Origin of the sequence: Nocardia brasiliensis NBRC 14402, from assembly GCF_000308475.2 — a bacterium.
In the GTDB taxonomy this organism is placed as follows: Bacteria; Actinomycetota; Actinomycetes; order Mycobacteriales; family Mycobacteriaceae; genus Nocardia; species Nocardia brasiliensis.
Window position 1 is genome coordinate 25,227 of record NZ_BAFT02000083.1, and the last position, 20,038, is coordinate 45,264.

A 20,038-nucleotide genomic window follows, 5' to 3' on the forward strand; every position below is an offset into this window, starting at 1 on the left:
CCGACCCACAAGGAGATAACTGTTGGCTATCCCGCCGATCGCACCGTATTCGATACCGGCGCGCGAGGACGTCGCCGTCAATCGGGTTCCATGGACGCTGGATTCGTCGCGCGCCGCGCTGCTGATCCACGACATGCAGCGGTACTTCATCGACGCGTACCAGCTCGACCAGGAACCGATCTCGACCGCCGTCGCGAACATCCGGCGCCTGCGCAAGCAGTGCAACGAGGCCGGGGTACCGGTGGTCTTCACCATGCAGCCCGGTGACCAGCACCCCTCACGACGTGGCATTCTCGCCGATTTCTGGGGCAGCGGGCTGAGCAACGGCCCGGAGGCCGAGGTCGTCGCCGAACTGGCGCCCGGCCCCGCCGATATCCAGGTCACCAAGTGGCGCTACTCCGCGTTCCAGCGCACCGATCTGCGCGAGTTGCTCAATCACTACAACCGCGACCAGTTGATCATCACCGGCGTCTACGCGCACATGGGCTGCATGCTCAGCGCGGCGGAGGCGTTCATGAACGACATCCAGCCGTTCCTGGTGCTGGACGCGACCGCTGACTTCGGCAGGGACGAGCACCTCATGGCCATGGATTACGTCGCGCGCCGCTGTGGCGCGGTGACCACCACCGACGCGCTGGATTACGCGCTGCGGCAATCGAATGCGGCCTGACCCGGGCTTTCGACTAGTTGGAGGAGTGTTATGACCGAGCCGGTTACCATCGGCCGCGAGGACGTGATCGCCGATATCGCGGCGGCACTGGGCGTCGCACCGCACGAGGTGCCCGAAGACGGGGATCTCACCGACGCCGGCCTGGATTCGGTGCGGTTGATGTCGCTGGTGGAGAAGTGGCGGGCCAGCGGCGCGACGGAGGCGGATTTCGCCACCCTGGCCGCCGAGCCGGTGCTCGGTGTCTGGCTCGACGTCCTGGTACCCGGTCACGCGGATCGGACATGACGGGCAGCACCGGTGACGAGATCGTCGATATCGCCGGGATCGGTTTCGGGCCTTCGAATCTCGCGCTGGCGATCGCGCTCGAGGAGCACAACCAAGACCGCGCGCACGAGCGGCTGAGCGCCCGGTTCGTCGAGACCAAAGAGCGCTTCGAGTGGCATCCCGGCATGCTGCTGCCCGGCGCGACGATGCAGATCTCGTTCCTGAAAGACCTTGTCACGCAGCGCAATGTGCGCAGCAGGTACAGCTTCCTGAACTATCTGAAAGAGCACGACCGGCTCACCGATTTCATCAACCTGTCGACCTTCCGGCCCACCCGGCTGGAGTTCCAGGACTATCTGCGGTGGGCGGCGCGCACGGTGGACGCCGAGGTGTCCTTCGGTACCACCGCGGTGTCGATGGCTGCGGCGGGCGACTACTTCGAGATCCAGCTGGACGGTGCCGCGCCCGGCGTGCTGCGAGCGCGCAACATCGTGGTGGCCGTGGGCCTTTCGGCGCGGCTGCCGGAAGGGGTGGCGGCGAGTGCGCGGGTGTTCCACAGTCATCGCCTGCTGCCCAGTCTGGAAACGCTGCCGCGGTTGCGGCACAACAGGTTCGTGGTGCTGGGTGCGGGGCAGAGCGCGGCCGAGGTGGTCGGGCATCTGCATCAGCGCTACGAGGACGCGCGGGTGCATGCGGTGTTCGGCAAATACGGGCTCAGCCCGGCCGACGACAGCCCGTACGCGAACCGGATCTTCGACCCGGCCGCCGTGGACGACTTCTACGCGTCCTCGCCGGAGTTGCGGCGGCAGTTGATGACCTATCACCGCGGCACCAACTATTCCGCGGTGGAGCCCTCGCTCATCGAGCGGTTGTACGCCCAGGAGTACGCCGAGCGGGTCGCCGGTGATCGGCGGTTGTTCATGCACGGGGCCTCGACGGTCGCGAGCATCGAGGATTCCGGCGGCGGGGTCCGGGTCGACGTGACGCACGGGCCGACCGGCCTCACCGAGACGCTGATGTGCGATGCGGTGGTGTGCGCCACCGGTTTCCGGCCCGGCGATGTCCGGACCGTACTCGGGGAACTGGCCGGATCCGTCGCGTTCGAGAGCGGACAGGTTCAGGTGACCCGGGACTACCGGCTGGTGCCGACCGCGCCGTTGCCGGGCGATATCTATCTGCAGGGCGGCACCGAGCACACGCACGGGCTCTCCTCGTCCCTGCTGTCGAATATCGCGGTGCGCACCGGCGAGATCGTGCGCTCGGTCGCGCGGGCGGCGACGGGTGCGCGGACCGATCGTGCGGCGGATCGGGCGGGGAGGTAGCTACGGGATCTCCAGCGCTCGCCCGCCAGCGGCATGTGCGAAACCCGGTGTCGGACTTGGCATCCGGGTCGTCCGCGAGCATTTAAGCAAATCTAAACAGTGACAACGAACATGTTGACAAAATAAGGTGTGGCTATCCTAAGCTTCCGGCATCCCGACCACACCTACGAAGGACTTCGAAGAATGCTGATGAGGAACCTCGCCGCGACAGCCACCATGCTGATCGCCGCACTCGGTGTCGCCGCGGGCACCGCGGCCGCAGACCCGGCCGCTGCCGATGCGCCGATCAATTTCACCGCCGAGTCCACCGACACGCAGGCCATCGTCTCCCTGGACGCCGGCTCGATCGTCGTCGAGGACGGCGCGCTGAAGATCAAGGCCGCCAACGGAAACGTCGTCGCGGGCACCCCCCTGAAGTTCCGGCTCGACGAGTTCGAGTTCCCGATCGCGGCCGATATCGCCGGCTGCACGGCGACCCTGACCCCGCAGCTGGACATGAGCAAGGCCGTCTACAAGCCGGTCGCGCTGCCGTTCGAGGACAAGGCGCCGTGGAAGAGCGAGTACGACCGTGAGCAGGCCGCCTGGTCCCGCATGACCGGCACGATCAGCCTCGGTGCGAGCATCGCCACCCTGGTCGGCGGCCTCGGCGGCGCGGCCGTCGGCTGTGTGCTCGGCGGCATCGTCGGTGGCGCGGTGGTCGGCGGCACCATCGTCGGCCTGTTCGGTCCGTTCCTGGGCGGCATCGCCGCGGGTTGCCTCGGTGGCGCGGCCGCCATGGGCGCGCTCGGCACCGTCGCGGGCCAGATCTTCATCACCGCCCCGGTGGCGATCGGTGCGGCTATCCAGTACTTCACCACGATCAACCAGCCGTTCAACCCGGCCAAGTAAGACCTGACCGGGTCGACAGCGCGAACCGCCCCTCACAAGGGGGCGGTTCGTTCTTTCCAAGACCGAGTCGTGTGGAGTGGCTTTGCCCCGCAACGAGTTCGGTGACGCGGACGCGCGCGCTCGAATCCGCGGTAATCCTTGCGATGGGCGCGCCCCCGGCGATAGCCTGCCTGACTAGTTGCTGGACAGGGACGCCGGACGGGCGTTCTTCGCATCTCACTTTCGAGGAGCTCGTCGCGTGCGGATTTCGGTTCGAACATTGGCCGCGTTGGCGGCAGCAGCTCTGCTCGGCGTGGTTCCGGGAGTGGCGCAGGCCGATCCCGCACCGGCCTCGGACAATTGCCGATCGTTTCCCTTCGAGGTCGCCCGGGGCCAGTTGGCCTCGACACTGTGCCTGCCCGCCGACGGCACGGCCGATACGGTCATGGTGCTCATGGCCGGTTCGAATTACAACGGCTCGTATTGGGATTTCCAGTACGCCCCCGAGACCTACAATTTCCGGCGCGCGATGAACGCGGCGGGATTGGCCACTCTCGTGGTCGATCGGCTCGGCAATGGCAACAGCACGCATCCGCCGAGCCTGACCCTCACCGCGACCGCCACCGCGGACGCCTTGCACGAGATCGTGCGGGCACTGCGCGCCGGGCTGGCCGGCGCCGCGCCGTTCGCGAAGGTGATCAGCGTCGGGCATTCGCTGACCTCGGGCACCGCGGTGATCGAGGCGACGAAGCACCACGACGTGGACGGCGTTGTGCTCACCGGATATTCGCACTCGCTCAACATTCCCGAGACCCTCGGCGTGATTTCCACCTACTACCCGGCGGTGCAGGACCCCAAGTTCGCCGGGCGCGGGCTCGATTCCGGCTACCTGGTGTCCCGGCCGGGCACCCGCGTGCACGACTTCTTCGATCCCGACAATGTCGACCCGCAGGTCCTCGCGGTCGATGAACAGAACAAGGAAATCTTCTCGCTCACCGAGTATCCCGACGGCCTGACCTCCACTCTGCCCGGTATGTCCGGTCTCATCACCGCGCCGGTGCTGCTCGTCAACGGCAGCCGGGATCGATTGTCCTGCGGCACCAACTATTCGGTCTGCACGGACTCGGCCACCCTGCTGGCGTCGGAGTCCCAGTACTTCGGCCCGGCCGCGAAGTTGCGCGCCTTCGTGCTGCCCGGGAGCGGGCATTCGGTCAACTTGGCGCGCAACACTCGCGATTATCAGGCGGCCGTCATCGACTGGGCGAATTCGATGGTCCGGCCATAACACCTCACTGCGCCTTGGCCTCGGGGATATAGGCGGAGTCACGGGCGCCGATCTGGGCGGGCACCTGTGGCCGTGACGCCGACTCGAGCTTCGGGCGCCGGATGTCGAACAGCCCTGCGGCACCGAATTTCCGGACGAGTTCGGTGTCGGTGATCGCGTCCAGGAACTTCTCCACATACGGGGATTTGTCGCGGGCGTGTACCGTCAGTTCGCGCCGGATCGGACGGGGCAGCCGGACGATGGACACCAGGCGCGAGCACCCGTGCAAGGCCATGCGGGGTACCAGTGCCACGCCGACCCCGTGTTCCACCAGGCTCAAGGCGGTGGACACGTCGGGCGCGCGCACCGCGAAGCGGATGTGCACGCCGGCCCGGCCCGCCTCGCGGGAAAGGATATCCGTGAGATCGGAATTCGCGCCGCAGCGAATCCACGGCGCCTCGATCAGCTGTTTCCAGGAACCATCGAAGCTGTTGCGATGGCTGTGGTGGCACACGACGACGAGTTCCTCCTCGCCGAAGCAGTGGAACACCTTCGCGGTGGACCGCTCCAGCGGACCGACCGCGAGATCGAGCGCGCCCTCGTCGAGGGTGGAGTGCAGTTCGCGGATATCGGTGAACGACCGGACCTCGATGTTGTCGATATTGCGCTCCAGCCGCATCCGATAGATCAGCGGCGGCAACAGTTTCTGCGCGATCGTCGGCGTCGTGCCGACGGTCATGACGCCGTCGCCGAACGTTTGACCCATGGCCATCGCCTGCCGGACCGAGTCGACGACGTCGGAGGCCTGGGTGAAGAACTCGCGGCCGAACTTGGTGAGCCTCGATCTTCGGGATCGGGGGTCGAACAGTTTGCGGCCGAGCGAGCTCTCCAGCGAGTCGATCTGCTGCGACATCGCGGACGGCGTTATTCCGAATCGGCGCGCCGCCGCGGACAGTGAACCCAGTTGCACCGTGTTCACAAAGTAATCGAACTGCCGCAACGTGATCGTGTTGGAAGTGAGCAAGGGATAATCAGACATCGGCAACCTTCATATCGAGCCTTCGGCTCATCTACCGCACTTGCGGTCCTTCACTGAAATTTAAGTGAGCATCCGTCGCCGAGTCGTGGCAGTTGCCGATCAGCGTCGATCGACTTCGACTTCCGGCTCTTTCCGTTTACCGTGCGTTCATATCTCGAATGGTTCGGCGATGGCCGGGAAAGAACTAACTCGGAGATCGTGCCGACTTGCGCGGAGTCAGTATCTACGCGGGTGCAGGATACGTCAATGTGGAAGTATTTATCGTTCTGTTATCTGGATCACCTTGCCACTTCGCACACTGACTCGCTTGCTCTCGCTACCTGGGGTGATGGCTGCTGAACCGCCTTCTGGGTCCGCCGAGCGCGCCCCTGCATCGTGCTCATCGGATACTGGATCGTAACCGTGTCGGTCTCGAAGTACGGGCCGTGGGGTGCTTATTCAATCGAAACTTAACGCAATGTTAGAGCGGCTAACAACCGGTGGACATCTTGTACCGGATGACAATCCGGCTTGTTCATTACGACAACTCCCGCGATATAGCGGAGCGGCTATGAATCGCGCGGTTTACGTGATCGAGCCGTGATCGGAGAATTGTCCGTTTCGACGCTGTACGTGATCTGACCGTGATCGCCGATCCAACGTCTGTTAATTGGGATCTTGATTCGATGTAAGAATGTTCTCGCGACCTTGTCGGGTGCCCGCGGCGCTCGTACGCTTCGAATCGGAAGCCAGCACGCTGGAACCGCGTACTAGACCGCAGAGTCGCGGCTAGCCGGTCCGGCCGGTCGCAGTGTCGCGACCGGCCGGAATCGGCGATCAATTCGACTCAGTCGATCCGATGGACGATCGGCCATTTCGAAGGAAGACATCTTGGGTAAGCACAGCGCGCCGAGAAATACCTATGTCCCCGCCCGGATGGCGATGCTGTCCACGGTGACGCTGATCGGCATGGCCGTCTCGGCCAACGCGGGAGCCGGCGAGCCGGCGCCGCACGCAGGGGGTGCGGCCCGCGACGGTGCCACCGCGGCCCCGGAACCGACAGTGGCCGTGCCTGTTTCGCGGACACCCGGAGACGCGCGGGCGCAGCGGCCGGAAATCGGTGCGCCCGCCCAACAGTCGAGGCGCACCGAGCGTGCGGAGCCGGAGCCCGGCAACACGGCGGCGCTGATCGAGAGCGCGCAGAAATTGCTCGAGCTGGGCGGTCCGGCCCTGCAGGAGCCGATGCGCGTGGTGATCAAGGCGCTCGCGGCGGCGCTCAGCGCGGGTAATGCCGCGATCGGCCCCGAGGTGGCCAAGGGGATCAACCAGTTGCTCGCCGGCGTCGCGCCTGCCGCGCCCGGCGGTGCGCCCAGGCACGCGGCAGTCGTCTCGGACGACGGGGCGGCAGCCGATGAGTCGGCCTACGACACCGACGACGCGGCTGCCGAGACCGATGACTCGGCCTACGACACCGACGACGCGGCTGCCGAAGCCGATGACTCGACCTATGCCGAGGGCGACTCGGCGTACGACACCGATGAATCAGCCTATGCCGCTGACGATTCGGCTTATGTGACCGACGACGACGCCGAGTGGGCTCCGCTCGCGCTCGGCCCGAGCGTCGGCTGACAACCGAATAACAAGGTAATCGACAACTTCACGAAGGAAATTGTGCGTTTCTCGCCAGCGACCATGCTGTCTCTGTCCACCGCTGTCGGCGCCTCGGCGATTGCCGTGGCCGCGCTTGCCGGAGCCCCCGCGGCTCAGGCCGCACCCTCGGCCGAATCGCCCGCCGATGCGGTGATCAGCCTGACCAACGACGAACGCGCCAAGGCCGGGTGTCCGGCGTTGCGCGCGGAAAGTCATCTCACCCAAGCCGCCCAGGGCCATTCGGAGGATATGGCCGCCGGCAACTTCATGGACCACAACTCGTCGAAGGGCGATCCGGGCGCGCGCATCCGCGCGGCGGGATACAAACCGCAGACCTGGGCGGAGAATATCGCCGCCGGACACCAGAGCGCCACCGACGTGGTCGACGGGTGGATGAACAGCCCGGGGCACCGCGCCAACATCCTGAACTGCGGCCTGCGCGATATCGGTGTCGGATACGCGAAGGCGCGCAACGGAACTCCGTACTGGACCCAGAACTTCGGCACCTCGAGCCAACCGGACTCCGGTAAGCCGACCGACGGTAAGCCCGGCAAGCCGACCGACGGTCAGCCGGGTAAACCCGAAAAGCCCGGCCAGCCCGAAAAGCCCGGCCAGCCCGAAAAGCCCGGCCAGCCCGAAAAGCCCGGCCAGCCCGAAAAGCCCGGCCAGCCCGAAAAGCCCGGCCAGCCCGAAAAGCCCGGCCAGCCCGGCCAACCCGGCGGCGGCGATCCCTCCGACGGTGACTGTGCGAACCCGCCCGACGGCGGCTCGCCGTGGGATCCGTGGGGCGATTGGTCCGATGGCGGCGGTGATTCCTGGGATCCGTGGGGGGACGGTTCCGATGGTGGCGGTGATTCGTGGGATCCGTGGGGCGAGGGTGCCGACGGCGCCGGCGAATCCTGGGATCCGTGGGGCGATTCCGCTTGGGACCCTTGGGGTTCGGACGACGCCGCCGAGTCGTCGTGGGATCCGTGGAGCAACGGCTTCGACGCCCCGATTCGCAATGTCTTCGAGCAGTTGGCCGCTCGGACGAGTCAGCGCTGACTCGATAGGTAAGCCACAAACTCGCTTTGTGGTTTACCGGGTCTTCGCGGGACCGGCCGCACCCGCGGGGGCTTCGGATCAGCACGCGAGGGTGCCGCCGGACCGAGGACGTGTCCGGCGGCATCCGCTGTTCGCGCGGCGCGTTCAGCCCGCCGACGCGAGCGGTCCCGACGCGCCGAACGCCAGGTCGGCGAAGCGCTCGCCGATGCGACGGTGCGTCGCGGTGTCCGGATGCAGCTGATCCGGCAGCGGCAGCTCGGCGAAATCCTGCTCGCCGTACAGCAATCGACCGTCGAGATAGTGCAGGTTCGGGTCGCCGGCGGCGCGCTGCTCGACGACGCGGACGAGTTCGTCGCGCACGACCGCGAGGGTCAGTTTTCCGTTCGCTCGCTCCGCCGGATCACCGAGCGCGCGGAAGCGCACGCGCTGACCGTCGAAGTCCAGCGCGCCCGGGCCGGGGGTGTCCTCATGGATGGGGCAGAGGATCGGCGACACCACCAGCAGCGGCGTGTCCGGGTGGCCGTCGCGGATGGTGTCCAGGAAGCCGTGCACCGCCGGGGTGAAGGCGCGCACCCGCATCACATCGCTGCTCACCAGGTTGATGCCGAACTTCAGACTGATCAGGTCCGCGGGTGTGTCCCGGATCGTCCGGGCGACGAACGGATCGAGCAGACAGTTGCCGCGCAGGCTCAGGTTGAGCAGCGAGACACCGCCGCGCGCCGCCGCCAGCGCGGGCCAGGTCGCGGTCGGGCGGTCGGCGTTCGAGCCGTGACTGATCGAACTGCCGTGGTGCAGCCAGACTTTCCGGCCGTCGGCCGGAGCGGGCCGGACCGGCGCGTTGCTGCGCAGTGCCACCAATGCGGCGGTTTCGGTGTGCGGCAACCAGATCTCGATGTCCTTAGCGCCTGCGGGCAGGTCGAACCGGAGCGTGCCTGCCGCCGCGTCCGCGGTGACGACCGCCTGGGTGGTCATGTCGACCAGCCGGCCGGTGCCCGGCACGGTCGCGCTACCGGCCGGGCGACCGTCGACGAGCAGTTCATAGACACCGGCGGCGGGGGCGGGTATGCCAGGGTAGAACGCCCTGGTGGGCAACGCGTCCAGTTCGATGCCGGTCGCTTCGGTCCGGAATGCCAGGCGGACACCGGCGGGCTGGGCCTCGACCGTCGCCAGGTAGTCATCCGGGAACTGTGTGCGGGCCGCGGCCGGAAGCCGGTGCGGGAGTAGACCGTCGGCGGTGTGCTCGACGTCGAGCGTGCCGCGTAACAGTGGTTCGATCGGTGTCGTGATCCAGTCGGTCATAGCTGGTCCTCGAGGGTAGGGGCGCGTCAGGCCGTCAGACAGTAAGTGCGGCGCGCGTGCAGCTCGAACTGGCGGGTCGCTACGACAGCCACCCGCGCGCGGTGGAGTGCTCGTGGGCCCGCTCGCTCGACGCCCTCGACGCGCTGCTCAGCAATTGGCCGAGCGCCTGATCATCTGCGGCGCAACAGGACTCCGCGGATGAACGCCGCTTGGCCCGCGTGCTGGATATCGTCGTCCACGACGCTGACCAGCCGGACGCCGAGGGTGACCGGCGGATCCCAGCGGGTGTCGACGACGCGGGGGAGGTCGGTGTCGGTGAGGCCGGAGACATAGTCGATCGTCTGCGCGTGCACCGCGTCGTAGTAGCCGAGCAACAGTTCGACGGGCACTCGGCCGAGCTGCTCGATATCGGCCGGGGTGTGTCCGTAGCCGGTCGCCTGGTCGGCGAAGGGTAGGCCGAAGCGGTCCGCCCAGCCCGCGGCCGTCCACACCTGGTCCAGTCGTGCGACCTCGGCGATGTGATCGTCCTGCACCCGGGTCAGGTGCCAGAGCAGCCAGGCGATGGAGTTGGCGCCAGGGTCCAGGCGCACGCCCAGTTCGTCGGGGGTCAGGTCCGCGACGGCACCGTGCACGTTCTCCCGAACGCGGCCGAAGGCGTCGGTCAACAAGTCAGCGCTGGTCATGTTCGGATTCGAACGCGCGGTGACCGTCCGTTATTCCCGGCACGGGCCGGTGTGGCTGTCGCCGCCTGCCCGGTGAATTCCGCCGGTGTACCTTGTTAGAAAGGTGTGAATTCTTCGCGACGCCGGACCTCGGGATGGACCGATATGGTTGCCGCCATTACGCTGACCGGACGACGGTGCGGAACGACAGAACTCGGGAGTGTGGCAGGCTCGGATAAAGATCGGACATCGGCGCCGGTAAATACGGACTATCGGACGGGGCTCCGCGTTCGCTTCTCCTGTCCTCGATAGATGTTGTGGTGCAGCATGATTCGCCGATCAGCGCAGATGTTGCGCCGCGTTTCCTGGACGCTGATCGAGGCGATGATATGGGTGCGGCGGATATTCGTGATAAATCGTCGTACTGGGTGTCGTGACCGGCCTGCGCGCTATTTGCAAGCCGGTACTTAAAAGAGTGAAGCGCAGCTGAAATATTACGGTAGAGGCAGCTGAATGCAGATCACCCGACAATTCTTGCGAAGCAGTGGAGGTACAGCAGCAGTGGGCAGACGTTTCTTCCGGCCGGATGGCGGCCGGAAATTCAGACCGATTCGCGCGATCCTCGGTGTGCTGACGATCGGCGTGGCCATGGCCGCGACCGGGACGGTCACCGCGAGCGCCCAGCCGATCTGGCCGCTCCCGGACCCCGACCCGTTCTATGCCGCGCCCGCCGACATCGCGAGCAAGGCGCCCGGCGACGTGCTCGACAGCCGGCCGATGCCACCGCTGTTCTTTTTTCCCGGTGCCACGGTCACGCTGATCAAGTTCCGGTCCACGAACTCGCAGGGCGAGCCGATCGCGGCGACCACGACGGTGCTCACGCCGCTCGGTCACCGCGCAGACGCGCCCCTGCTCTCGTTCCAGCACATCATCAACGGACTCGGCACCCAGTGCGCGATCTCGCACGGGCTCTACGCCAACGACACCAACTTCATCGTGCCGTTCGCGCCGGTGCTGAACGTCGCGCTGGCGCGCGGCTGGAGCGTCGCGCTGCCGGACCACCTGGGCCCGAACAGTGCGTACGGCGCAGCGAAATTGGGCGGCCGGATCACCCTCGACGGGATTCGTGCGGCGCAGCGGCTGCCGCAGCTCGGCCTCGGGCAGAGCCCGGCCGCGGTGGCCGGTTACTCCGGTGGCGGTATGGCGACCGCCTGGGCCGCCGCGCTGGCGCCGACGTACGCGCCGGAACTGAATCTCGTCGGCGCCGCCGAAGGCGGGGTGCCGATGAATCTGACCACCATGGGCTGGGCGATCGGGCACAACCAGCATCCGGCGTTCGGGCTCGGCTTCGCCGCCGTGCTCGGCCTGGAGCGGGAGTACCCGGACCGCCTGCCGATCACCAGCGCGCTGAACGAGCGCGGGCTCGCCGCGGCCAGGGGCATGGCGAACAGCTGCACCAACGACCTGATCGCGCGCGGGGTCGGGCACAGTTTCGACGACTACGCGAAAGACATTGTGCTGGCCCATGATCCGAAGGCTTGGGCGGTGGCGGACGAGAACAGCGTCGAACTCTACGACGGTGTCCCCGCCGCGCCGGTCTTCGAATGGCATTCGCCGCAGGACGGACTGATCCCGCTGGACGCGATCACCAACACGGTGCACCGGTACTGCCGCGCGGGGGTCAAGGTGCAGGCGGAGCTGTACCCCACACCCGATCACCTGACGGCCGCCGAACTCGGGCTGCCGTCGATGATGAACTGGCTGGACGGACGCTTCGCCGGCCAGCCCGCGCCGAGCAACTGCGCATAGCCGGATAGTTCCGGATCGCCCCGCGTGGTAGCCGACCACGCGGGGCGAACTGCGTCGCGGCTCAGTCGCGCGCGGGCACTTCGCAGCCGTCGGGGCCGCAGGCGTCCGCGCCGCCGATCGTCTGCAGGACTGGTCGGTGCTCGGCCCAGGCCTGCTCGAGCGCCTGGGCGAAGACCGCCGCGGGCTGGGCGCCGGCGACGCCGTACTTGCGATCGAAGACGAAGAACGGGACACCGGTCGCACCCAGTTCGGCCGCTTCCTTTTCGTCGGCGCGCACGTCGTCGGCGTAAGCCGTCGGGTCCGCGAGGACCGTGCGCACGGCCGACTCCGCTAGTCCGGCGTCCGCGGCGAGCCGTGCCAGCCGGTCGTGGTCGGCGAACAACGACTGCTCCTCGGCGAAGTTCGCGCGGTAGAGAGCGTCGAGCAGTTCTTCCTGTCTGCCCTGGGCGAGGGCGAAGTGCAGCAGGCGGTGCATGTCGAACGAACTGCCGTAGTCGCGGCCCTCGGTCAGGTACGGCAGACCGAGTTCGGCGGCTTGCGCGCCGATGCCGCGTTCGTTGGCCGCGGCCTGTGCCTCGCTGATCCCGTACTTGCGGGCGATCTTCGCGATCACCGGCCCGGACTCGTCCGCGGACAGCGTCGGGTCCAATTCGAACGACCGGTGCACCACTTCGATATCGGCGCGATGCGCGAACTCGGCCAGCGCCGCCCCGAACCGCGCCTTGCCCAGGTAGCAGAACGGGCAGTTGATGTCGGTCCAGATCTCGACCCGCACGGGCGTCCTCACTCTCGTCGCAACCCCCTGAACAGCCAACACGCCGATATTCGGTTCTGTTCCCGCGGCGCTGCCTGCTCGGCAATCTGCCCAGCAGACCCGATCGATCTAGAAATGACTGAGACAGGCTGTTACCGTAAACCTGTGTCACATTAACCTCGACCCGATATGAGGTAGACGTCATGGCAACACAGTCGGCAACGGCGCCGTCTCGCACCGCAGCAAAGGGTGAGTACACGGCGATCCTGACGACACTGTCCGAAGGCTCGGTCAATCGGCACTTCGACCCGTACACCGAGATCGACTGGGAATCCGCCGAATGGGCGGTGATCCCGAACGACCCGCGCTGGATTCTCCCGGCCTCCACCGATCCGCTCGGTGCGCATCCCTGGTACCTCGCGCTGCCGGAAAGCCGCAAGATCGAGATCGGGATGTGGCGGCAGGCCAATATCGCGAAGGTCGGGCTGCAGTTCGAGGAACTGCTCATCGGCGGCGTGATGAACTATCTGTTCGCAAAGGTGCCCAACGGCTCGGCCGAGTTCCGCTACCTCAATCACGAGGTCGCCGAGGAGGTCAACCACACCCTGATGTTCCAGGAGATGGTCAACCGGATCGGCGCGGACGTCCCGGGCATGGGCTCGATCATGAAGCTGCTCGGCCCGCTGGTGCCGCTGCTCGGCCGCTTCTTCCCGACCACCTTCTTCGTCGCGGTGCTCGCCGGCGAGGAACCGATCGACCATGTGCAGAAGCAGGTGCTGCGCGCGGGCGAGGACGTGCACCCGATCATGCGCGACGTGATGCGGATTCACATCGCCGAGGAGGCCCGGCATATCGCGTTCGCGCACGAATATCTGCGGCACCGGGTCCCGAAGCAGCATCCGGTGCAGCGCGCGACGCTGTCGCTGGCCTACCCGATCATCATGTTCATCGCCTGCGACCTGATCGTGAAGCCACCGCGGTCGCTGTTCCGCGAGTTCGACATCCCGAAGGGCATTCGGCGCGAACTGTTCTGGCGCAGCGCCGAGGCCAGGGCGCGGCGGCGCGACTTCTTCGGCGAGGCCAGGATGCTGGCCGCCGAGATCGGCCTGATGAACCCGGCGGCCAAGCTGGCCTGGCGGGTGCTGCGGATCGACGGCAAAGAGTCGCGGTACCGCGGCGAACCGGTGCGCACGCACTCCTGATCGCGAACGACGGCCCGGCGGTAGCGCACCGCCGGGCCGTCGCCGTTTTCGGGGTAAGCCGGGCGGGCCGCACGCCCCGTTCCCTACCCGGTCGAATTCGGTTCCGATTTCGGTCCGAAATCGGAACCCCGGCGGTATCGTGACTGGATCCGGCCTGCTCAGCGCGGTGGTTCAGGCTCGGAATCCGTAGTACCGCAAGCACCTTCGGCGAGGAGGTACCGATGCAGAGGCGCATCTCGTGGCAGGTGTTCCGGCGTCACATCGTCCGGGGATTGCTCTTGTACGGGGCCTGCGTGGGCGGGTCGGTGCGCTGCTTCATCGAGGCCGAGCGGATCGAAGCGGCCCGCGCCCAATCGCCGATCGTCCCCGGCGCGGACGTGTGGGATTGGTCCGTGCCGCACCAGTGGTACGACATCGCGCACAAGCGCTGAGCGGTTCGTCGCGCCCCGAGTTCCCGGGGTGTTTCGGCCTGGACCGAAACATGGTGCGTCCCACCCGCTCTCCTTCATAGGCTGCTGAGCAGTGACTATGAGGAGTGCAACGATGATGAAGGACGTAGCGGCGCCCGCCGGCGGCGAGGTCGCGCTGGTGGTGGCGCGGTGCGCCGACGGGATGGCGACGGAGTGGAAGCGAGGCAGGCGGCGGTGGCAGACCATGTGGTCCCGCAGGGGCGAACCGGTGCTGCGGGCAGCGCCGCACCCGAGCAATACCGACGAACTGCTGACGAGCATCGATCCGCTCGTGGCGGTGCGGTGGCAAGGCCTGCGGTGAGCCGCGCATGAAGCGGATCATCTTCACGCCGGAGGATCTCGTCCGGATCCGGGTCGGGTCGCCACTGGGCGCTTTGGGCGAAACCATGCTGGCCACCCGGGCCGTGCAACGCTCGAATGTCGCCGTCTACACGGGCTGGCGGCAGCAGGTCGGCGCCGCGATCCCGGCCGACTTCGGCCGGATCGCCGAGATCTTCCCCGCCGAGGAGAATTTTCTCGACCTGATCACGCCGACCCGGGGCGCGCGAACGATGTCCGGCGGCGTCGAAGCGCTGCATCTGGCCTCGCGGCTGGAGCTGCGCAACGAGGTGGAGACCGTGGTGCGGCGGCGGGCGGAGATCGGCGAAACCCCGCTGCCCGCCTGGACCGCCGACCTCTTCGAACGGGACGGCAGCGCCAGGCAGAGCGTCGCGAGCGCCGTCGAGGCCTTCCACTCGGTGGCGTTCGCGGGCCGGTGGGCGCATATCCAGACTTACCTGGAGGTCGCCGCCGAACGGATGGCCCGCACCATGGCGGCCGAAGGTGTGGAACGGCTGCTGTCCGGGCTCATGCCGCATGCCCGCTGGCGGGCGCCGGTGCTCGAGGTGCTGCGCGCGAAGGCGTGCCACGACGAGCATCTCGCCGGCCGCGGCCTGCTCATCATTCCGTCCCTGTTCGCCTGGCCCGAACCGATCACCCTGCACTCGACCGTCGACGAGACGGCGCCGATGATGCTGATCGTGCCGGTGCTGCGGGATATCGGAGACTTCGCCGCCGCCTGGGGTCCGCGCGGCACCAACGAGGCGCTCACCGCGTTGCTGGGCCGGACCAGGGCGGCCGCCCTGCAGGTGATCGCGGAAGGCTGCAGCACCACCGAACTCGCGCGCAGCCTTGGGGTTTCACCCGCCACCGCCAGCGAACACGCGTCGATTCTGCGCGAAGCCGGACTGGTCGACAGCTGGCGGCACCGCAATGCCATGCGCCACGAGATCACCACCCTGGGCGTCGCGCTGCTCGAAGGAGACCTCAGCAGCAACGCGCGGATCGCCTAGCGCCGCAGGGCGATCGTGCCGTCCGAAATCCGCGTGAGTTCTCCTGCCCCCTGATCTAGTGTTCGGTAAATGGAGCTAGTCGTTCGATCTGCCGGTCAGAAGGCCGCCGTCGCCGCTGCCGTCACGGTGGTGCTGTGGGCGTCGGCGTTCGTGTTCATCCGGGCTGCGGGAGCGGATTTCTCGCCCGGGGCTTTGGCATTCGGACGATTGCTGACGGCGTCCATCGCGCTGGTGCTGATCCTGCTCATCAAGGGGGAGAGGTGGCCCGCCCGCGGCGCCTGGCCCGGCATCGTGGTCTCCGGGGTGCTCTGGTTCGGCGTCTACATGGTCGCGCTGAACTGGGGTGAACAGTACGTCGACGCGGGCACCGCCGCGATGGTGATCAACATCGGCCCGGTGTTGATCGCGCTGCTGAGCGGATTGCTACTGCGGGAAGGGTTTCCGGCGCGCCTGATGGCCGGTATCGCGGTGTCCTTCACCGGTGCGGTGGTCGTGGGGTTGTCGAATTCGGACGCGGGCAGTTCCGCGGTGCTTGGGGTGGTGCTCTGCCTGACCGCGGCCGCCGCCTGGGCGGTCGCGGTGGTCGCGCAGAAGCCTGCGCTCGCGCACGCGTCGGCGTTGCAGGTGACCACCGGCGGTTGCGTCATCGGCACGATCGCCTGTGCGCCCTTCGCGGGACAGCTGCTCACCGAAGCCGCCGCCGCGCCGCTGTCGTCGACGTTGAGCGTCCTGTACCTGGGCGTATTCCCCACCGCGCTGGCCTTCACCACCTGGGCGTACGCTTTGGCCCGCACCACCGCCGGAAAGATGGGCGTGACCACCTATGTGGTTCCGGCCCTGGTGGTCGTGATGGCGTGGCTGGCGCTGGGCGAGGTCCCGGCCCTGCTCGCGATCGTCGGCGGCCTGCTGTGCCTGTCCGGCGTAGCCATCACCCGAGCCCGTGCGGCCAAGCCGGTGCCGCCCGAAGACGTTGCGGTGCAACCGGTGCCGGACCCACGGTAGGTCGAGCGACTGGTCGCGGCAGGCACGTCACTACGATGGTCGCCGGTACGGCCCGCTCGCGCGGGCGCCGGTGAGTCGACGAAAGAGATGACAGTGCCGAGGGATTCGAAGCGGGCCGCCGGTGCGGTGCGGCGGTGGCTGGCCGGCTCGGTCGCGGCGGCCGCCGTCACTGTGACGGGACTGGTGGTCGGCGCGAATCTGCGGCTGTGGCAACTGTCGTCCGGACATCGGTTCGATCCGGCGACGGCTCCCAACGCGCCGGTGGTGATCGTGCCGGGGTGCGAAGGTCGCGCCGGACGGCACACCCATGCCGTATCTGCGGGGGCGGTTGGACGCCGCGATCGAGCTGCTGCGCGCGGGAAAGGTACGCGAAATCCTGGTCTCGGGCGATGCGGCGGGCGCCTCCGGCGACGAAATCGCCGCGATGACAAGGTATCTCGCGGCCCGCGGCGTCGACCAGGCGGTCGTGCGCACCGACGGCCTTGGCTTGTCGACCCGCGCCACGGGTGCACGCGCGCGACGGCTGTTCGGCATCGACCGCGCCCTCGTCGTCACCCAGTACCAGCATGTGCCGCGGGCGGTCGCCCTGTGTCGGGGCGCGGGGATCGACGCCGACGGCGTCACCGCCGCATGCGCCTGCCGGCGAATAACGAAGGTGCGCAACAACCTCCGCGAATGGGTGGCCGCGCCCAAGGCGGTCGCGGCGTTGCTCGCGCGCTGACCCCTGGCAAGGACGAAGCCCCTGTACCTCGGAGCAGGGGGAGATACAGGGGCTTCGCCGGTGGGTCAGTGCGCTGCGAGCCCAGCGGCCGCGCGGGTACTGACGCCCGGTGGAGTCCGGTCAGGGGCAGTCGGCCGGACTCGTGGCTCGGTCTACTTGTCCGGGTCCGGCGGGAACTCGCCCTTGGCCTGGACCGTGGTGCCGGTCAAGGTGTAGGTCACGACGTTCGGGCCGCCGGAGGGGCAGCACAGCGCGTCCTGCGGGGTGACCCAGCGGTACTGCACCGACACGGTGTTCTTGGTCTTGCCGAGCACCGTGGTGTAGCCGTAGTACTTCGAGGTCGCGGTGCCCAGGTAGGTGCCGTTGGTGAAGAACAGGACGTGATAGCCGGGATGGCTGCCGTTCCAGTCCACCAGCATCCAGGACAGGACGCCGGCACAACCCGCGGAGACCGGATCGGTGCTCGCCTCGCGGATCACCCACGGGTAACCCTCCTTGTTGGGCGCCAATCGGGCGACCGCGGAGCGGGCGAGATCGGAGTTCGAGTCGAAGCACAGGCCGTGACCACTCCCGTTGGGCGGCTGGTCCGCGGCGGGCGGGTCGGCCACGGGCGGCGGATTGTTCGGGGCCGGTGGGTTGTTCGGGGCCGGAGCGGGCGCTTCGGTCACCGGACTCGGCTGTGCCTTGGGCGGATCGGCCGGCGGGTTGCCCTCGCCCGGGGTGGGCGCCTGGGTGACGGCAGGTGTCGACGGCACGGCCGAGGGAATCGGTGTCCTGGTGGCCTGCGGTGCCGGGCTCGAGTCGGTACAGCCGGTCGCGCCGAGTACGACGCTCGCGGCCAGTGCGGCGAAAGCCCACGATTTGACGTTCATTGAACCCCCGAAATCGGTTGGTGGATAACGGTGTGCTCCCGCTGCCCCGGTCACGGAGCAGTGCGCGCGGACCTCCACTCCCGCGCGCTCGGGAGACACCTGGAGATCGGCGCCCTCCCGATTCCTGTTACAAAGTTTCACACATGCGTTCCCACGTCAAAAATATTGCCCCCAGCTCTCGGGGCCTGTACCGCGGCAGACCGCAACCAATTGTCGCCACTGCCGGGTGTCGGGTTGCCCGGGCGCTGTCCCACTGGGCAAGATGCAGAGCGCCGAGCAGGACCTTTGCGACATGAAGCGAGGGATGAACGCGTGCGGTTGGTCAGGAGACGATTTCCCCTAGTGACGTCCGGCGTGCTGGTCGTCGCCGCGGTGTTCGCAGCGGCCTTGCTCTACGACCCGCCCGAGCCCGCGCAGCAGGCCCCGCTGCGGCCGGATACCGGGACGCCGCTCGGGTTCGACCCGGCGTTCACCGCGCGGATCGCGCAGGCCGAGGCCTACGTCAAAGAGCGTCCCGGCTTCACCGCCATCGTGGTCCGGGACCGGCGCACCGGCGCGGTATGGCGCAATGCCCATGCGGGGACGCCGATTTCGGCGTGTTCGACGCCGAAGCTGGCGATGGTGGTCGACCTGCTGCTGCGGGCCGACGCGGGCACGATCACGTGGCGCGCCGACGATCACGACCTGATGCACCGGATGCTGCACAGCAGCGACAACGACGCCGCCACCACGCTGTGGGACCGCTACGGCGGCGAGCGGGTGTTCGCGCCGCGGTTCCGGTCGTTCGGCATGACGGAGTTCAGCTTCTCTGCGGGCCATCCCGATTCGTGGGGCTGGATGATGGTCACCGCGAACGACCTCGAGCGCCTGATCGACTTCGCGCTGACGAAGCTGCCCGCCCGCGATCGCGCCTACCTGGTCCGCGAGATGCGCTCGGTCGACGGCAGCGACTCCGTCGACACGAACCAGCAGTGGGGTGTGTGGGGGGCGGGCGCGGACGCGCTGCCCGGCAACAAGAACGGCTGGGCCGACGACAACGACGACGGCTCCTGGCTGATGAACTCGGTGGGTTTCGCCGGCCCCCGGGAACAGTTCACGGTGGCGATCATGAACAACACCCAGGTGATCGAGAACGGTTACCAGGTCGGCCGCAAGACCGTCACCCGGGTGGGCGAGATCCTGTTCAAGGACTACTTCCCGCCGTTGTCCGCGGCGTCCGGCCCGGCCGATGCCTACGGCCGATAGGGCGGTGCGACGCCCCAACCCCAGTGCGGCATCGGGGCTTCCAGCGGCGGGGTGGCTTCCGGCTGGGAATTGGCGTGGGCCAGCCGGGTGCCCCATTCGATGTAGGAGGCGAAGGCGGCGCGGAACTCGGGATCGTCGGGCAACCCGACCTCGTCGGCGGCATCCATCAGCAGATTCACCCAGCGCCGGCGCTGCGGTTCGGTGATCGCCTTGCCGAGGTGCTGGCGGACCATGTGCGCGTAGCCGCCGCGCTCGGTGCTGTAGGTCGCGGGGCCGCCGAAGACCTCGGCCAGCCACATGGCGACGTATTCGGGATGTCCGGGATCCATGCCGCGGAACAGCGGCCCGACCAGATCGTCCTTCAGCACCTGCCGATAGAAGACCTCGGTCAGCGACTCGAAAGCCGCAGTGCCCCCGGCCCATTCGTACAGGCTGGGCACCGCGTCGGCGGTCTGTCCCGCCGTTGGTTCCGTCATGATGCCGACTCCGATCCGACAAGCTGTAACTCGAACAGCGTCAGACTAGCCGCATGCCGACCTCTCGGCCACGAAAAAAGTGAGGGCCCTGCCTAC

General features: G+C 67.7%; 21 protein-coding genes. 15 read left to right on the forward strand and 6 right to left on the reverse strand.

Annotation, left to right across the window (positions count from 1 at the left end; translation table 11 throughout):
• Positions 1 to 22 precede the first annotated feature (22 nt).
• The 5 genes from TY25_RS30135 to TY25_RS30155 all read left to right on the forward strand — a co-directional run bounded on the left by TY25_RS30135 (position 23) and on the right by TY25_RS30155 (position 4,408).
• A complete protein-coding gene (locus tag TY25_RS30135) occupies positions 23 to 670 on the forward strand; it encodes an isochorismatase family protein (protein ID WP_042261739.1) in 648 nt (215 codons plus the stop codon).
• Positions 671 to 700: 30 nt separating this feature from the next.
• Positions 701 to 955 carry a phosphopantetheine-binding protein gene (locus TY25_RS30140; RefSeq protein ID WP_042261740.1) on the forward strand — a complete coding sequence of 85 codons (255 nt, stop codon included), beginning with the start codon at positions 701 to 703 and terminating at the stop codon, positions 953 to 955.
• Positions 952 to 2,256 (forward strand): lysine N(6)-hydroxylase/L-ornithine N(5)-oxygenase family protein, encoded by a 1,305-nt coding sequence (locus TY25_RS30145; protein ID WP_042261742.1) that lies wholly within the window; start codon positions 952 to 954, stop codon positions 2,254 to 2,256. Before TY25_RS30140 ends, TY25_RS30145 begins: the two co-directional genes overlap by 4 nt.
• Positions 2,257 to 2,439: 183 nt before the next feature.
• Positions 2,440 to 3,144 carry a DUF8020 domain-containing protein gene (locus TY25_RS30150; protein WP_042261744.1) on the forward strand — a complete coding sequence of 235 codons (705 nt, stop codon included), beginning with the start codon at positions 2,440 to 2,442 and terminating at the stop codon, positions 3,142 to 3,144.
• Positions 3,145 to 3,382: 238 nt separating this feature from the next.
• Entirely contained in the window at positions 3,383 to 4,408 is a 1,026-nt protein-coding gene (locus tag TY25_RS30155; RefSeq protein ID WP_042261745.1) for an alpha/beta fold hydrolase, read from the forward strand.
• Between the two features lie 4 nt (positions 4,409 to 4,412).
• Here the strand turns inward: TY25_RS30155 and TY25_RS30160 are convergent, their stop codons facing one another.
• Positions 4,413 to 5,426, reverse strand: a complete 1,014-nt coding sequence (locus TY25_RS30160; RefSeq protein WP_042261747.1) for a LysR family transcriptional regulator — start codon at positions 5,424 to 5,426, stop codon at positions 4,413 to 4,415.
• Positions 5,427 to 6,296: 870 nt separating this feature from the next.
• Here TY25_RS30160 and TY25_RS30165 point away from each other — a divergent pair.
• Positions 6,297 to 7,034, forward strand: coding sequence for a hypothetical protein (locus TY25_RS30165; RefSeq protein WP_146154169.1), 738 nt, complete (start codon positions 6,297 to 6,299; stop codon positions 7,032 to 7,034).
• 42 nt (positions 7,035 to 7,076) lie between these two features.
• The gene (locus TY25_RS43700; protein ID WP_063602774.1) at positions 7,077 to 8,099 is read left to right on the forward strand and encodes a CAP domain-containing protein; all 1,023 of its coding nucleotides are present in this window, start codon (positions 7,077 to 7,079) and stop codon (positions 8,097 to 8,099) included.
• Positions 8,100 to 8,243: 144 nt separating this feature from the next.
• Here the strand turns inward: TY25_RS43700 and TY25_RS30175 are convergent, their stop codons facing one another.
• Positions 8,244 to 9,398 carry a GDSL-type esterase/lipase family protein gene (locus tag TY25_RS30175; RefSeq protein WP_042261751.1) on the reverse strand — a complete coding sequence of 385 codons (1,155 nt, stop codon included), beginning with the start codon at positions 9,396 to 9,398 and terminating at the stop codon, positions 8,244 to 8,246.
• Between the two features lie 170 nt (positions 9,399 to 9,568).
• Positions 9,569 to 10,081 carry a mycothiol transferase gene (locus TY25_RS30180; protein ID WP_042261753.1) on the reverse strand — a complete coding sequence of 171 codons (513 nt, stop codon included), beginning with the start codon at positions 10,079 to 10,081 and terminating at the stop codon, positions 9,569 to 9,571.
• Between the two features lie 627 nt (positions 10,082 to 10,708).
• Here TY25_RS30180 and TY25_RS30185 point away from each other — a divergent pair.
• Complete coding sequence (locus TY25_RS30185) at positions 10,709 to 11,869, forward strand: lipase family protein (RefSeq protein ID WP_052383288.1); 1,161 nt, start codon at positions 10,709 to 10,711, stop codon at positions 11,867 to 11,869.
• Positions 11,870 to 11,930: 61 nt separating this feature from the next.
• Here the strand turns inward: TY25_RS30185 and TY25_RS30190 are convergent, their stop codons facing one another.
• On the reverse strand, positions 11,931 to 12,644 hold the full coding sequence (locus tag TY25_RS30190; protein ID WP_042261755.1) for a DsbA family oxidoreductase: 714 nt from the start codon (positions 12,642 to 12,644) through the stop codon (positions 11,931 to 11,933).
• 182 nt (positions 12,645 to 12,826) lie between these two features.
• On the opposite strand from TY25_RS30190, the gene TY25_RS30195 reads away from it, so the two are divergent.
• The 6 genes from TY25_RS30195 to TY25_RS30220 all read left to right on the forward strand — a co-directional run bounded on the left by TY25_RS30195 (position 12,827) and on the right by TY25_RS30220 (position 17,349).
• Positions 12,827 to 13,825, forward strand: coding sequence for an AurF N-oxygenase family protein (locus TY25_RS30195; protein WP_042261761.1), 999 nt, complete (start codon positions 12,827 to 12,829; stop codon positions 13,823 to 13,825).
• Positions 13,826 to 14,046: 221 nt separating this feature from the next.
• Positions 14,047 to 14,256: a hypothetical protein gene (locus tag TY25_RS30200; RefSeq protein WP_042261764.1), complete on the forward strand. Its 210-nt coding sequence runs from the start codon at positions 14,047 to 14,049 to the stop codon at positions 14,254 to 14,256.
• A gap of 112 nt (positions 14,257 to 14,368) precedes the next feature.
• Positions 14,369 to 14,596, forward strand: coding sequence for a hypothetical protein (locus tag TY25_RS30205; RefSeq protein ID WP_146154170.1), 228 nt, complete (start codon positions 14,369 to 14,371; stop codon positions 14,594 to 14,596).
• 7 nt (positions 14,597 to 14,603) lie between these two features.
• Positions 14,604 to 15,626, forward strand: coding sequence for an ArsR/SmtB family transcription factor (locus tag TY25_RS30210; RefSeq protein WP_042261769.1), 1,023 nt, complete (start codon positions 14,604 to 14,606; stop codon positions 15,624 to 15,626).
• A 69-nt stretch (positions 15,627 to 15,695) separates the two neighbouring features.
• Entirely contained in the window at positions 15,696 to 16,628 is a 933-nt protein-coding gene (locus TY25_RS30215; RefSeq protein WP_042261771.1) for a DMT family transporter, read from the forward strand.
• 307 nt (positions 16,629 to 16,935) lie between these two features.
• Entirely contained in the window at positions 16,936 to 17,349 is a 414-nt protein-coding gene (locus tag TY25_RS30220) for a SanA/YdcF family protein (protein ID WP_226887210.1), read from the forward strand.
• A 152-nt stretch (positions 17,350 to 17,501) separates the two neighbouring features.
• Here the strand turns inward: TY25_RS30220 and TY25_RS44265 are convergent, their stop codons facing one another.
• Positions 17,502 to 18,221, reverse strand: a complete 720-nt coding sequence (locus TY25_RS44265; RefSeq protein WP_052383279.1) for an LppP/LprE family lipoprotein — start codon at positions 18,219 to 18,221, stop codon at positions 17,502 to 17,504.
• A 342-nt stretch (positions 18,222 to 18,563) separates the two neighbouring features.
• On the opposite strand from TY25_RS44265, the gene TY25_RS30230 reads away from it, so the two are divergent.
• Complete coding sequence (locus TY25_RS30230; protein ID WP_052383280.1) at positions 18,564 to 19,466, forward strand: serine hydrolase; 903 nt, start codon at positions 18,564 to 18,566, stop codon at positions 19,464 to 19,466.
• On the opposite strand, the gene TY25_RS30235 is transcribed toward TY25_RS30230, so the two are convergent.
• On the reverse strand, positions 19,454 to 19,942 hold the full coding sequence (locus TY25_RS30235; protein WP_042261772.1) for a group II truncated hemoglobin: 489 nt from the start codon (positions 19,940 to 19,942) through the stop codon (positions 19,454 to 19,456). The two genes, TY25_RS30230 and TY25_RS30235, sit on opposite strands and share 13 nt — an antisense overlap.
• Positions 19,943 to 20,038 lie beyond the last annotated feature (96 nt).